Origin of the sequence: Lentzea atacamensis (assembly GCF_003269295.1) — a bacterium.
GTDB classification, from domain to species: domain Bacteria; phylum Actinomycetota; class Actinomycetes; order Mycobacteriales; family Pseudonocardiaceae; genus Lentzea; species Lentzea atacamensis.
The window spans coordinates 220,396-234,863 of sequence record NZ_QLTT01000003.1 but is presented as its reverse complement, the minus strand read 5'-3'; the positions used below and the strand labels follow the sequence as shown (position 1 = coordinate 234,863).

Annotated in this window: 12 protein-coding genes; 1 reads left to right on the top strand and 11 read right to left on the bottom strand. The window is 68.2% G+C overall.

The features are described from left to right. The first annotated feature begins 8 nt into the window (after positions 1-8). Entirely contained in the window at positions 9-860 is an 852-nt protein-coding gene (locus C8D87_RS15900; RefSeq protein WP_233439665.1) for an XRE family transcriptional regulator, read from the top strand. 2 nt (positions 861-862) lie between these two features. On the opposite strand, the gene C8D87_RS15895 is transcribed toward C8D87_RS15900, so the two are convergent. From C8D87_RS15895 to C8D87_RS15845, 11 genes are all read right to left on the bottom strand, one after another. Next, positions 863-2,146 carry an MFS transporter gene (locus tag C8D87_RS15895; RefSeq protein ID WP_411711411.1) on the bottom strand — a complete coding sequence of 428 codons (1,284 nt, stop codon included), beginning with the start codon at positions 2,144-2,146 and terminating at the stop codon, positions 863-865. 79 nt (positions 2,147-2,225) lie between these two features. Continuing rightward, positions 2,226-2,879, bottom strand: coding sequence for a hypothetical protein (locus tag C8D87_RS15890; protein ID WP_411711413.1), 654 nt, complete (start codon positions 2,877-2,879; stop codon positions 2,226-2,228). 889 nt (positions 2,880-3,768) lie between these two features. Then, positions 3,769-4,419, bottom strand: coding sequence for a GntR family transcriptional regulator (locus C8D87_RS15885; protein WP_170166442.1), 651 nt, complete (start codon positions 4,417-4,419; stop codon positions 3,769-3,771). 13 nt (positions 4,420-4,432) lie between these two features. Beyond that, positions 4,433-5,770 carry an ABC transporter substrate-binding protein gene (locus C8D87_RS15880; protein WP_112227233.1) on the bottom strand — a complete coding sequence of 446 codons (1,338 nt, stop codon included), beginning with the start codon at positions 5,768-5,770 and terminating at the stop codon, positions 4,433-4,435. After that, a complete protein-coding gene (locus C8D87_RS15875) occupies positions 5,767-6,669 on the bottom strand; it encodes an acetylxylan esterase (protein WP_109638079.1) in 903 nt (300 codons plus the stop codon). Before C8D87_RS15875 ends, C8D87_RS15880 begins: the two co-directional genes overlap by 4 nt. Next, positions 6,663-8,825: a glycosyl hydrolase family 95 catalytic domain-containing protein gene (locus C8D87_RS15870; protein WP_112227232.1), complete on the bottom strand. Its 2,163-nt coding sequence runs from the start codon at positions 8,823-8,825 to the stop codon at positions 6,663-6,665. Before C8D87_RS15870 ends, C8D87_RS15875 begins: the two co-directional genes overlap by 7 nt. After that, on the bottom strand, positions 8,822-9,691 hold the full coding sequence (locus C8D87_RS15865) for a carbohydrate ABC transporter permease (protein WP_112227231.1): 870 nt from the start codon (positions 9,689-9,691) through the stop codon (positions 8,822-8,824). The genes C8D87_RS15870 and C8D87_RS15865 overlap by 4 nt, the downstream gene beginning before the upstream one ends. Positions 9,692-9,700: 9 nt before the next feature. Then, positions 9,701-10,663: a carbohydrate ABC transporter permease gene (locus C8D87_RS15860; RefSeq protein ID WP_211337423.1), complete on the bottom strand. Its 963-nt coding sequence runs from the start codon at positions 10,661-10,663 to the stop codon at positions 9,701-9,703. 22 nt (positions 10,664-10,685) lie between these two features. After that, entirely contained in the window at positions 10,686-12,629 is a 1,944-nt protein-coding gene (locus tag C8D87_RS15855; RefSeq protein WP_215732323.1) for an alpha-galactosidase D, read from the bottom strand. A gap of 15 nt (positions 12,630-12,644) precedes the next feature. Then, positions 12,645-13,733 carry a mandelate racemase/muconate lactonizing enzyme family protein gene (locus tag C8D87_RS15850; RefSeq protein ID WP_211337421.1) on the bottom strand — a complete coding sequence of 363 codons (1,089 nt, stop codon included), beginning with the start codon at positions 13,731-13,733 and terminating at the stop codon, positions 12,645-12,647. 248 nt (positions 13,734-13,981) lie between these two features. Next, positions 13,982-14,434 carry an SRPBCC family protein gene (locus C8D87_RS15845; RefSeq protein ID WP_112227229.1) on the bottom strand — a complete coding sequence of 151 codons (453 nt, stop codon included), beginning with the start codon at positions 14,432-14,434 and terminating at the stop codon, positions 13,982-13,984. Positions 14,435-14,468 lie beyond the last annotated feature (34 nt).

Sequence of the window (14,468 nt, the reverse complement as noted above, 5' to 3'; positions counted from 1 at the left end):
TGACCTGCGTGGAAGAGTTCGCGGAGGCGCTCCGGACGGCGATCACGAATCGCGGTCTCGGCCTGGAGCGCCTGCGCGAACACCTGGCGCAGCACGGCGTGTCGGTCTCGATGACGACGCTGAGCTACTGGCAGACGGGCCGCAGCCGGCCGGAGCGCATGAAGTCGCTGCAGGCCGTCGTCCACTTGGAACACATCCTGCAGGTGCCTCCCGGGCACCTCTCCGAGCTCCTCGGGCCGCCCAGGCCGCGTGGCCGGTGGCTGCGCAAGGCTCCGGCGCCGATGTCGGCGTTCTGGCCGGACCCGTCCCACGTCGAGCACGCGCTGCTCGACGTGGAGACGCGGTGGGACGACCAGCTGATCCGGGTCAGCCAGCAGGACTTCGTGACCGTCGGGGCGGACCGGACCGAGCGTTCCTTCCGGTCGCGGCAGGTGCTGTCGGCGTCGATGAACGGGCCGGACCGCTGGGTCGTGATCATGAACAGCGACGAGTACGGCCGGCCGTTGCCCGAGCTGCGCGCCCTGAAGAACTGCGAGATCGGGCGGCTGGTGCAGGACGAGGACCGGGGTTTCCTGGTCGCCGAACTGATGTTCGACCGGGTGCTGCGCAAGGGTGAGAGCATCGTGATCGAGCACGAGCTCGTCAACCAGGACGAGGAGCTCTCCCCGCTCGCCTTCAGCTACGAGCGCGCGTTCCGGCTGCCCACGCGGGAGTACGTGCTGGAGCTGACCTTCGAGGGGGCGGCGCCGGCCTCAGTCGTGCAGCTCGCCGACAACTCGCAGGTGGAACCGAGCCGGACGCTGCTGGACGTCTCCCTCGACGTGCAGCCGGGAGTGCGCGGGTTCCGCTGGGACTGGTGAGGTCACGCCCTGGCGCGGAACCCCCGCGACGACGGGACCAGCGCGGCGGCCGCGGGAGCGGCGAAGCAGATCACCGCACAGCCACCGAGCACGGCGCTCACCCCGAACTGGTCGACCGCGGGCGCGATGAAGGCCAGTCCGACCGGCGCCAGCCCGTACGACAGCAGGAAGTCCAAAGAGGACACACGGGCGAGCTTGCCGGGTTCGACCTCGCGCTGCGTCGCAGTGAACCAGGGCACGTTGAAAAGCTCGATGCCGATCCCCGTGACGGCGTACGCGGCGATCAGGACGAACGGGTGCACCGGTAGCAGCAGACACAGCGGTATGAGGCCGTAGCAGCCGAGTCCGGCCAGCGCGACCCATCCCGCCGCACGTGGCCGCCAGCGGGCGATCAGCGCCGCACCCGCGAGAGCGCCGATGGTGTACGCGGTCGTGGCGGCCGCCAGCACCGCCTCCGCGCCGTAACGGTCCCTGCTCACCACCGGCAGCAGGACGGCCGACGCGGAATAGCCGGTGGCGATCACGACGGTCAGCGCGCCCAGGCCGGCGAGAAACCACGGATGGCGGCGAGCCTCCCTGATGCCCTCGGCGAAGTCGGCGACAAAGCCCGCCCGAGTGCTGACCGGCGCCGGTCCGGCCGTCCCGGCGGGTGGCACGAGCGCGGCGCACAGCCACACCACCCCGGTCAGCGCCAGCAGCGCGCGTGCGTCCACGAGCAGTGACGCGAGCGCGGTCATGCTCGGCGCGACCAACGACATCACTCGCACGGCCAGCGTGATCGCCGCGTTGGCCTGCTGCCGCCCGGACTCCGGCACCACCTCCGCCACGAGCGCCTGGAACGCGGGCCGGCACGCACCCTGCCCCGCTCCGACGATCGTCGCGGCGACAGCCATCAGCAGCAGCGACCTCCCCATGCCCACCGCGATGACGGGTGTCGCGACCGCCGCCGTCACACAGGACCAGAAGACCACGCCCCGGCGTGAATGCCGGTCGGCCAGCACCCCGGCGACGGGCACCGCGGCGAGGAACCCCGCCGTTCTGGTGGCCAGCACAACCCCCAGCTCGACGGCCGTGATCGAGCGTTCGAGCACGGCCAGGCCCAGCACGAACGGCAGCGCCCACATCGCGAGCCCCGACGCGGTCGTACCCGTCCACAGCCGCAGGAAAGCCACGTTTCGAAAGACCGACGGCGCCGCCGGCGTCGCATTCTCGGTCACTTGGCCTCGCTCCTCCCCGTCGGGCCGGGAAGACCAAGATCTCATCTGAGCGCGCCGCTGACCAGACACCGCTGACCGGACACCGCCGCACAGCACAACGGACGGGCACACCCCGCGCCAGGGCACGCCCGTCCGTTGTGGACAGTCGTCAGCCGATCTTCTCGATCCGCGCACGGCGGATCAGGAACTTGCCGGGCTCGCGAACCTGTTCGAAGGCCGCGTTGTTCAGCAACGCACAGCTGCCGGACACCGACGCCACCTTGACGGTGGTGGACTTGTTGTTGTCCAGGTTGGTGACCTTCAGCGTGGTGCCGATCGGGAACTCGCCACTCGACGCGGCGGGCGCGCCACCCTCGCCGGACAGCGTCACGGTCGAACCGTTGCAGACCTGCTGGCCGGACGCGCCGCCGTTCTGCTGCTCCGGGGCGGGCTGGGCCGTTGCCTGGCCCTGGTTGTTGCCGGCGTTGTTGTTGCCTTGGTTGTTGTTGCCGGCGTTGTTGCCCTGTCCGGCGTTGCCCGCGCCACCGTCACCCTCGCAGCCCGCCGCCTTGCGCCGCTGCTGGATGAGGTCGACCACGGCCTGCCGGTTCTCGATGCGCGCCTCGGACTGCGCGTCCGGGCTGGCCTTCTGCCCCGCGATGAAGTTCAGGTTGTTCTGCAACGCCTTGTCCAGCCCACCGCAGTCCTCGCCAGACGTGGCAGCCTGCCCCTGCTGGGGCTTCTGCGCCTCGACCTGGTTGCCACAGCCGGCCGCCGCGCGACGCTGGTTGATCAGGTTCACGACCGCCTGCCGGTTGGCGATGCGAGCGTCCGACTGAGCGTCGGGGTTCGCCTGCTGCCCGGCGATGAAGTTCAGGTTGTTCTGCAGGGCCTGGTCAAGTCCGCCGCAGTCCTCAGCCGCGTTCGAGTCGGTGCCGCTGAAGGCGAACATGCCACCGGCGACAGCAGCGACCGCGAGCATGGCGCCCGCGCCGATCATGGCGGGCTTGCGGTGTCGAGCGCCCATTCGATTCTCCTCGGGGGGGTCGATCGGTGTTGTACCGATGACTACGGGGAGGTCACGGACGGGGTTCAAATCGGACTAGACCACGTTCGCTTTTAAATGCATTTAAGGTTGTGGCGCTTGGAGTTCTCGCTGATCAAGTGGCATTTTCCGGGCGTTGCGGGTCGGCTGTTTCATCGTCGGGAGACGGGGCTGCGGGAGGTCGCGGGAGGCGTCGGGACGGGCCGATCGGGGGTTGTGCCGTTCGACTGGATTCGACAGTGGCCGGCTTCGCCGTTCGACTGGGGTCGAGGATCCAGCTGCGTGACGGAGGCTGGCGCCGTTGCTGTGGTGGGCACCGGTTTCAGCGGAGTGGTCGCTTGCAGTGCGGGTGGTCACCTTGCGCAGATGGTTGCATGGGCCTTGACGAGCCGGGTCACTTCATCGCCGCTTCGCGACGATAGCGATCGAGGCTTGACTTCGGGGCCCTTGCGAGGCGCTCATCGGCCTGAAAAAGCCGGGCATGTGAAGCGCCCGGCCGATCGAGCACGATCGGCACCTCGCACCCAAAGTCAAGCCCAATCGCCTGCGTACGTGGGCACGTAGGACGTCCGGGTGCGGGAATTGCCGGTTGGACGGTGTGGCATTGCCCTGTCCGGCTCGGCTTCGCCTTTGCGATTGGTTCGCCATCGCGGTTGAAAGAACAGGCCTACATCCGGTCCAGCAAACGAGCCCGCGCCACCTCCAGGTGGACGGTCATGGCGTCGCTGGCCCCCACCGCATCCCCCGCGACGAGCGCGTCCACGATCGCGCGGTGCTCGGTGATGGTCTGCACCCCGAACGGCTGCTGGAAGTTCAACCGGAACAGGTGCAGATGGCAGTGCGTCTTGGCAAAGGCCTGCAACACCGCGTCATTGCCCGCGATCCGCAGAATGAGCTCGTGCAGCCTCTGATCGTGGGCGGTGAGGTTTTTGTAGTCGTCATAGGCGTCGTCGGCGGGCGCGGCCGGGCAGGTGGCCAGTTCTTCCTGGATCAGCGCGACGTTCTCGGGCGTCATGCGGCCTGCTGCCAGCGCCGCGGAGGGCGGTTCCAGCAGCAGGCGCAGGGCGTAGAGGTCGTCGACCTGCTTGCGGTTCAGCAGTTCCGTCACGCGGTAGCCGCGCAACGGGAGCCTGCTGACCAGCTCTTCGGACTCGAGGCGGGCCAGCGCCTCGCGGACCGGGGTCGGGGACACGTCGAGCTGGCGGGCGACCTCGTCGATGTTGACGCGGGCCCCCGGCGCGATGCCGTCGCTCATGATCAGCGCACGGATCTGCTCGTAGACGTCGTCCGCGAGCACGCGCCTGCTCGGTATCCGCAACACCACTCCTCCGTCAGCTCTTGGCAAGTATCTCTCGGCTGACGCGTTCCATCTCGGCGAACACGTCATCTGAGCGCTGGCCGCCGAAGTAGGCCTCGAAGAGCGGCTGTTCGGCGGACTGCATCGCCGAGCCGTTCGCGTAGGCGGTGGACGGGTAGAGCACGCCGTCCTTCACGTACTGGTTGAAGACGGTCAGGTCTACGCCCTGCGACTTCATCGACGTGACGGTGTTGTCCATGGCGGCCGGGATCGACGGGAAGAACGTGCCCGTGGCGCCGGCCTTGGTCTGGCACTCCTCGCTGCCCATGTAGCTGACCCACTTCCAGGTCAGGTCAGGATTGCGAGTGCCGGCCCAGATGTTGTTGCCGTTGGAGTTGGACAGCACTGAGCGCTTGCCGGAAGGGCCGAGCGGGGTTGGCGCGATGCCCACCTTCACGCCGGGGATCTTGCCGAACGACGGTGCGGACCAGGAGCCGCCGACCGTCATCGCGACCTTGCCGGAGCCGACCAGGTCGATGTCGGAGATGGTCGACTGGTTGCCGGTGGTGAAGGTGCCGAGCTTCGGGGAGAAGCCGCGGTCGGTCAGGGACGTCACCCACTTCATGGTCTTGGTGAAGCGCGGGTCGGTGTAGTTGAACTTGGTGGGCCACTGGTCCTTGTCGCCGAGCCGCCAGCCCAGTGTCGAGACGAAAGGCGCCCATGTCGTCTCGCCGATGAAGCTGCGGCCGGCGATGGCGCCGACGCCGTAGGTGGCGACGGCGTTCTTGTCGAAGCCGGGCTCGTCGCCGCGCTTGCCGTTCTCGTCGACCGTCAGGCGCGCCGCGATCTTGTCGAACGTGCCGCCGTCGTCCGGATTCCACGTCATCTGGGCGACGTCCGCCTCGGACACACCGGCCTTGGTCAGCGCGTCGACGCTGTAGTAGATGCCGGCGGCGGCCCAGTCCAGCGGCAGCGCGTACTGCTTGCCGTCGGTGAACTTCCACGTGTCGACGCCGACCGAGTACTTCTTCAGGTCCAGGTTGGACTTGGCGATGAGGTCGTCGAGCGGCATCAGCTGGTGCTGCGAGGCGTAGGCCTGGAGGAACTGCACGGAGTTCTGGAACGCGTCGGGCGCGGTACCCGCGACGAAACCGGCGGTGAGCTTGGTGAAGTAGTCGTCGACGTTGTAGCGGGTGATCTTCACGTCGACGCCCGCGTTGGCGGCCTCGAACGCCTTCTCGCACTCGCCGTAGGCGACTGCCTGTTTGTCGTCCCAGGTCCACCAGTTCACGGTGTTGCCGGAGTCCGTGGCGGAACTCCCGCAGCCCGCGACCATGAGCGCTGTCACGGCGGCCAAGGCGGCGATTTTCATGGCATCTCCAGTCGGGAACGGAAGGCGTCGAGTGCGATGTCGAGGTCGTCGGAGCCGCCCGCCTCGTGAGCGCTGTGCTCCCAGACCTGGATCTGACGTGGACCCGCGTAGGCGTGGTAGGCGCCGAACACGGTGGAGGGCGGCACGATGTCGTCCATCAGGCCGATCGAGAACCAGGCGGGGGCGATCGCTCTGGCGGCGAACCCGACACCGTCGAAATAGGACAGAGTCGGGAAGACGGAGGAACGGCGGTTCTCGGCGAGGTAGGTCGTGAGCTCGGTGTAGGGCGGGCGGCCGCAGACGTTCAGCGCGCGGCGGAAGTCGCACAGGAACGGTGCCTGCGCGTGCACAGCGACCAGGTCGGGCACCAGCCCGGCCACCGCCAGCGCGATTCCTCCGCCCTGGCTGTTGCCGATCACGGCGACGTCAGCGGAACCCAGCGCCCGCACGGCGTCCACCGCGCGCACCGCGTCAACGAAAACCCGCCGGTAGAAGTAGGTGGAGCGGTCGGCGATCCCGCGGGTCATGAAGCCGGTGCCACCACGCTGGTCCCGCACCTCGACCTGCAGGTGCGCGAACCCGGCACTCGCCCACGTCAGGTTCTCGGCCGCGCTCCCCCGGTTGCCGCCGTATCCGTGGTACTGCACCACCGCGGGCAGTCCGGACGCACCGCGCGGAGTCCGCAACCAGGCGCGGATCCGATCTCCGCCGAAGCCCGGGAACGTCACGTCGAAGACGTCGAGGGTCCGCAGGGGCGTGTCGACCGGTACCGCCTCGACCTTCAGCTCCAGCGAACGCGCCTCGGCCAATGTCGAGTCCCAGAACGAGTCGAAGTCGGCGGGCCGCCGGTACGAGCTGCGGTACTCCCACAGGGAGCCCAGGTCCAGGTCGGTCAGCACGAGATCCTCCCGCGCACTTCCACGACGTCGTTCACCACGACCTCGGTGACCTCTCCGCTGATGCTCACCGGCACGACCTCCGCTGCCTCACCGGACAACCGCCGCACCCGCACGAGTACGTCCCCGTCGTGCCACGACACGTCGACGGCGAGGCCTCCCCGGCAGCGCAGCCCCCGAGCCGAGCCGCGAGACCAGCCGGAAGGCAGCGCCGGCAGGACGTCGATCACGCCGGTGTGGCTCTGCACCACGACTTCCGCGAGTGCGGCGGTGAAGCCGTAGTTGCCGTCGATCTGGAACGGCGGGTGGGTGCTGAACAGGTTCGGCAGCAGGCCGCCCCACTCCGAGCCGTCGAACGGCGCGTCCCGGTGCCGGTCGCCGGTGAACGCCTGTGAGGCCTCGGACAACAGCGAACGCACCGTCTCGCCATCGCCCAACCGGGCCCGCAGAGCCATCTTCCAGGCCCACGACCAGCCCATCGCGCCGTTGCCGCGCCGGTCCATCGACGCCGCGGCGGCGTCCCCGAGCGGCGTGCCCGCGACGATCTGGCCGAGCGGGTACACGGACACCAGGTGCGACAGGTGCCGATGCGTCGGATCTTCCTCCGGCAGGTCGGCCGCCCACTCCCCCAGCCGCCCGTCGAAGACCGGCACCGGTCGCAGGCGCGGCAGCGCGGCCGAGATCTCCGCGAGCAGCGGATCGGCGCGGCCCGATGCCAGTGCCAGCGCCAGGGTTCGTTCGAACACGGCCCTGATCAGCACCACGTCCATGGTCGCGGACCAGCTGAGCGCCTGTGGTGTGCCGGCAGCGTCGAGGAACCAGTTCTCCGGCGAGGTCGACGGGCACGTGTCGAGGTAGCCGTCGGGGCCCTCGACCAGCCAGTCGAGGCAGAACTCCGCACAGCCGCGCAGCAACGGCCACGCCCGCTCCAACGTGGACCAGGTGCGGGCGAAGTCGTAGTGGTCCCAGGCGTGCTGGACCAGCCACGCGCCGCCCATCTGCCAGATCGCCCACGACGGCGCGCCGTGGCCCATGCCGACCGGCAGCGCCCAGCCCCACGCGTCGGTGTTGTGGTGCGCCACCCAGCCGCGCGTCCCGTACAACGAGCGCGCCACCTCCGCGCCGGTCACCGCGAGCTTCTCCAGCAACTCCAGCAACGGTTCGTGGCACTCGGCGAGCCCGGTGACCTCCGCCGCCCAGTAGTTCATCTGGGTGTTGATGTTGATCGTGTAGTTCGACGACCACGCCGGTCGCAGCTCGGCGTTCCAGATGCCCTGGAGGTTCGCGGGCGGCGCGCCGGGCCTCGACGACGAGACGAGCAGGTAGCGGCCGTACGCGAACAGCACCGACGCGATGAGCTGCTCGTCCTTCCCGGACAACAGCTCTGGCACGTCGATCACGTCCGGGAGATCGCCGAACCGGACATCGCACGCGTCCATGAGCGTCTGGCGGTTGCTGCGGCGGGTGCCGCTCCACCGCGACTCGGTCGTGGTGGAACTGGTGAGCGTGAGCAGCCAGCGATCGGGAGTCCGCTTCACCGCGGCCGACACCGTGCCGCGCTCGCCGGAACCGTAGACCGGCGCGTCAACCTGCGGTTCGTGCTTGGGCGCCGAGTCGATCGGGAGGTCGACGACGAGGAACAACCCGTCGCGCGACACCTCGCGCAACGGCGTCGTCAGCTCCACTTCCAGCGGCACCGCGCCGGTGATCTCCACACAGAGCGCCGTTTCCGAGGCCCAAACCCGCCGGACGACCTCAGTGCCGTCGATGGTCAGCCGTTCGGTGATCACGCCGGTGCTCAGATCCAGGGTGCGACCGTGTGACTCGCCCTCGGGCAGCGTGACCCACAGATCCACGTACGGCAGGAACGTCTGGCTGTACGGACCCTCGAACGACATCAGCAGCTCAGTCGCCTGCTCCAGGTCACCGCCGAAGATCGCCGAGCGCACCTGCGCGAGCCGCTCCGGACCAGCGCCGGAAGCCAGCACATCGGCCAGGGCCCGAGACGGTCCGTCCGACGTTCCCGACCACGCGGTCGCGTCGTTGACCTGCACGCGGGACCGCCCGGCCCCACCGAACACCATCGCGCCGAGGCGTCCGTTCCCGACGGGCACCGCCTCGGTCCACTCCCCTGCCGCCGCAGCCCAGTGCAGTTTCACTTGATCCCCGTGAACCCGATGGAGTTGACCAGCCGCCGCCCGAACACCAGGAACAGCAGCAGCATCGGCAGCGCCGCGACCAGCGTCGCCGCCATCAAGCCCGCCCAGTCCAGCGACGCCTGCGGTGACGACTGCTTGAACACCGCGAGCGCGAGGGTGAGCGGGCGGACCGACTCGTCGTTGGTGACGAGCAACGGCCAGAAGTAGTCGTTCCAGGTGGTGATGAACGTCAGCAGCGTCAGCGTCGCCATCGGCGCGACGCTCATCGGCAGCACGATCCGGAAGCACACCCGCAACGGCCCGGCGCCGTCGATGATCGCGGCCTCCTCGACCTCGTTGCTGAGCCCGAGCATGAACTGCCGCAGGAAGAAGATGTTGAACGCGGAGAAGAACGCGCCGGGCAGGATCATGCCGCCGAACGTGTTCAGCAGCCCCAGATCCTTCATCAGAACGAAGTTCGGCAGCAGCGTGAACACCGAGGGCACCATCAGCGCGGTCAGCAGCACGCCGAAGACGACATCGCGGCCCTTCCAGTGCAGCCTGGCGAACGCATAAGCCGCCAGAGCGGAGAACACGACGGTGCAGAGCGTCAGAAGTCCCGCGTACACAACGGAGTTCCACAACGCGAGCGCAAGGTCGATCTTGGCACCCGAGCCGCCCTCCGCCGCGGCCTCAGCGGGTGTGGCGAGCCCCAGTGCGCGCTTGAACGGACCCCACGTGAAGTGCACCGGCAGCAACGAGGACGGGTCCGTGGACATCGCGAAGTTGTCGGACAGCGCGGTTCGCAGGATCCAGTAGAACGGGAAGATCGTGATCAGCAGGACGACGATCAGGTAACTCCAGGCGACAGCCTTGCCGAGTTTCACCGCAGCTCCTCAGTTCGTGTCCGACTCACCCGCACGCGCCATCCGCAGCTGCGTGAAGGTCACCGTGACGAGCAGCAGGAACAGGGCGAGCGACATGGTGGCGGCGTAACCGAAGTCGAACTGGCCGAAAGCCTTGTCGTAGATGTACATCTGCAGCACCAGCGAGGCGTCCGCCGGACCACCCTTGGTGCTAACCTGGACGATGTCGAAGACCTGGGTCGCGCTGATGACGTTGAGGATCACGACCATCACCAGGATCGGCCGCAGCAGCGGCAGCGTGAGCGAGCGGAACATCTGCCACTCCGACGCGCCGTCGATCCGCCCGGCCTCGTAGATCGACGCGGGAATCGTCTGCAGGCCGGCGAAGATGAGCACCGCGTTGTAGCCCATGGTCTTCCACACGTTCAGCGCGGCCAGCGTCGGCACCGCCCAGGCGTCGGAGCCGAAGAACATGACCGGCTCGCCGGTGACCCGGGTGATCAGCTGGTTCACGATGCCCAGCTGCGGGTCGAGCATCCACGTCCACACCAGCGCCGTGACGACACCGGAGATGAGGAAGGGCAGGATCATCAGCCCGCGGACCGTCGTGCTGACTCCCAGGCGGTGCAGCACGACGGCGGTGACCAGCGAGACACCGACACCGAGAACCACCGACAGGACGACGAAGTACGCGGTGACGCCCAGCGAGTGCCAGAACCTGCCGTCGTTGATCAGCTCGTGGATGTTCGCGAGCCCGGTCCACACCGGCGGGGTGAGGATGTGGAACTCGGTGAAGCTCAGGTAGATGCCGCGCAGCATCGGATAGGCGAAGAACACGCCGAACCCGAGGATGGCCGGCGCGACCAGCAGCCACGCGACCCACGTGTCGTCGCGGCGCGACGCCGGGCCTTTGCGCCGCCGAGGTTCAGGCGGAGGCGCCGTGGTGGCAGGTCCACGCACGACCTGGGCGCTGGAGTCTTGCACGGTTGTCACCACGACGCCTCCTGGTCTCGGGCTAGATGCGGATGCTGTCGACGTCGAACACGGAGTCGTCGGGGTTGCCGAAGCGAATCGTGTTGTTGCCGGCCAGCAGGTAGATCGGGACGGTGACCTTCTGCGGCAGGTTCCAGTTGTCGTCGTTGGAGCCGGCGACGGGCAGCTTGAAGCTGGTGCCGTTCACCGTCACGATGCCCGTCCTGCTGGAACTCGCGTCCACGTAGGACAGTTCGACCAGGTAGGTGCCCTCGCGCGGCACGGTCACCGTCGGCATCGTGAGAACACCGCTACCGCCGATGAACCCGACCTTGGACCCGTTCGAGCACGCGCAGCCGTAGACGGTCGCGCCGCCGGCGGGGCTGCCCTTCTCCGCCTCGTACGTCACGGTTTCCTTCGGCGTCACGAAGGAGACCGGCTTGGAACGGCTGCCGTTCTGCACCACGGTGAACTCGTAGGAGGTCGCCGGAGTGAGGCCGGTCACCGTCACGTTCGTCGAGGTGGTCGTCGCGACCTTCTTGCCGCCCGTGTAGACGTCGTAGCGGACACCGGACTTGCCCTGCCACTTGAGCGAGACGCTGGTCGGCGTGGCACCGGTGCCCTGCACCACGCCCGGCGAGACGGCGGTGCGTGGGGTGATCTTCAGCAGTTTCGTGCCGTGCACCGGCAGGTCGGCGCTGAACGAGCCCTTGGCCTGGCCGATGTCCTTGCGGGACCACACGTCGCGGACCTTGGCGGTGCCGTTGATGCCGAGCTGTGCGAAGTCCGCGGTGACGGTGGCGGGCCTGGAACCGAGGTTGAACAGCGCCACGGTGTAGCTGCCGTCGCGGTTGCGGGCGTACCAGACCTGCTGGTCGGAGAACTGGTCGACCGGACGGGCGGGGAGGCCCGCCTGGTTGATCGCGATGACCTCGTCGTTGGTGAGCAGCTGGTGGCCGTAGTCGTCGATCTTGGTGAGGTCGTCGCCGATGTAGAGCGGCGAGGACGAGATCGCCCACAGCGTCATGTAACTCTGCCGCTCGGCCTCGGTGATGCCGTCCATCTGGCCGTTGCCGACGGCGAGGCTGTCGAGGTTGTTCCAGCGGCCGGGACCGGCGTCGTCGATCCACTGCACGACGTCGTTCCAGCGCTGCTTCACCGACTGGTTCCAGGTGACGAGCGTGTTGCAGTAGCACTCGACGTCGGTGTCGACGCGCCAGCCGTTGGTGTTGGCCTTCCACACGTCGGCCTGGCGGTGGCTCAGCGCCCAGGAGATGAGGAACTGGATCGGGCGGCCGGTGCGCTTGAGCGCGGCGTTCCACGCCTTCACGTCGCTCGTGTTGTCGTAGTTCTCACCGCCCTTGAAGCTGCCGGGGCCGACGCCGTCGAGCTTGAGGAAGTCGACGCCCCACCCCGCGAGCACCTGCGCGAGCGAGTCGACGTACTTCTGCGAGCACGGGTTGTCGAAGTTCATCTTGTAGGCCATGTCCCACCCGTTGGTCCTGCGCAGGTCCGGGTAGACGACGTCCTTGGTGGTGCAGCCGGGCGCGTTGTAGATCGGCGTCCTGCCGTCGTTGTAGGCCTTGAGGTCCAGCCCGACCGCCAGGTACGAGCCGAACTTGAGACCCTTGCCGTGCACGTACTCTCCGAGCCACTTGAAGCCGCGCGGGAACTTCTTGGCGTCCACCACCGGCCGCCCGTACTCGTCGAACGAGCCCAGCCAGCCCGCGTCGACGTTCACGTGGTCGTAGCCGTGCTTCTTGTACTTCGCCGCGAGCACGTCCGCCTGCGCCAGCACGTTCTTCTCGTTGAGCCAGCTGGCCGGACCGTCCGGGTTCACCCCGGGGTGGTTGGTCGCCTGCAGGGTCCAGCTGCTCCAGCCCATGTAGGGCTTCTCGCCCAGCACGGGCGCCTGCTGTTGGGCCTGGGCCGCTGGAACCGCGATCAGTGACGCGAGCAGGCCGGCAACGACACCTAACGCTCTCAAGACCACTCCTTCGTTTCAGGCGACCCGCAGGTCTTCCATGGCGTCTCGGTCCCAGTCGATGCCGAGACCTGGCGTGTCCGGGGCGAGTGCGTGTCCGTTGTGGACGGTCAGCTCACCCCTGGTGATCGCGCGCAGCTGCGGGATGTGCTCGACGAACTTCCCGTTGGGCAGCGCGGCGGCAAGGCTGACGTGCAGCTCCATCAGGAAGTGCGGGCAGACGTCGGCGTTGAACGCCTCCGCGGTGTGCGCGACCTTGAGGAACGGCGTGATGCCGCCGATCCGCGCCGCGTCGACCTGGACGATCGAGGCGGCACCGCGTTCGAGGTACTCGCGGAACTGCGCCACCGAGTACAGCGACTCCCCCACCGCGATCGGGATGGGCGTCGTCCGCGCGAGCCGTGCGTGCCCGCTGACGTCGTCCGCGGGCAGCGGTTCTTCGAGCCAGGCGAGGTTGACGTGCTTGAAGGCGTCCGCGCGCCGGATCGCCTCGGCCGACGTCATGGACTGGTTGGCGTCCACCATGATCGCGAACCGCTCGCCGACCGCTTCTCTGACGGCGTCGAGACGCTCGACGTCCTCGGTCAGATCGGGCTTGCCGACCTTCATCTTGATGCCCTGCCAGCCCTGGGCGGCGGTCTCCTTGGCGCCCGCGACGAGCTCCTCGGTGGGCAGGTGCAACCAGCCGCCCTCGGTGTCGTACAACGGCACCTCCTGCCGGAAGCCGCCCGCCATGCGCCACAGCGGTTCCCCGGCGCGCAGGCAGTGCAGGTCCCACAGCGCGGTGTCGACGGCGGCCAACGCGAGCGAGGTGATCGCGCCGACCGTGGTCGACCGCGTGCTCGCGAACAGGTCCTGCCAGATCGCCTCGATCCGGCGCGCGTCGGCGCCTTCGAGCCGCGGCAGCAGGTGGTCTTTCAGAAGGGCGAGCACGGCGCTGCCGCCCGTGCCGATCGTGTAGGCGTAGCCGAGTCCGGTGCGGCCGTCATCGGTCGTGATCTCGACGAAAACCGTCTCCTGCTTGACGAACTGCTGGACCGCGTCGGTGCGCAACGTCTCGACCGGAACGTCGACCTGGAACGCCTCGGCCCGCAGGACCTTTGCCACGCCAACTCCTCGGATCTCTGATCCTATAGGATATTTGACAGGCATTGAACGCAGGCGTTACGAGGGTGTCAACCGTCGTTTGGGCACGCTCTCACGAGCTTGAGAGCGTTTTCAACGGGTTGGCGCGACCGGGCTTTGTTCCGGTCCTCCGATGTCTGCAGCTCACGGCTACAGCGCTGCGTGTCCGCGGCTGTCGGCGTGCGAGTGAAGAGGTGAACGGTTCTGTCCGATTGTCATCGGACAACGACTCAGGCTTCCGCAGCCTTCTTCAGCCGCTCCAGCGTCGCCTCGATGTTGCGCTGGTTGGTCACCGCGCGGTCCGTCACCCCGGTCGCCAGAACGGTGATCGGCTTGTACCAGCCGGGCCGGCGATCCCAGGTGGACTCGGTCACGCGGCACCCGGAGGCGGTCGGCTCGATGTCGTACTGCCAGCGCGACACCGGCAGGCCCAGCGACCGGACCTCGAACGCGAACCGCGAGGCCGAGCAGTCGGTGACGGTGGAGACCGTCGGCCACACCCGCCAGCCGCGCCGGTTCACCCCGCGGAAGCGGGCTCCAACGGAAGGGCCGGTGGCACCGAGCCACCGGCCTCCCGAGTACTCCTCTGCGACGCCACCCAGCCTGCGCAGATCACTGACCAGCTCTAACACTCGCTGCGGCGAGGCGGCCACGTCGATGTGCGCGGAAGCGTCAGGCGTCATGCAGTGGAACTTACTACCAGTAGGTAACTACGGC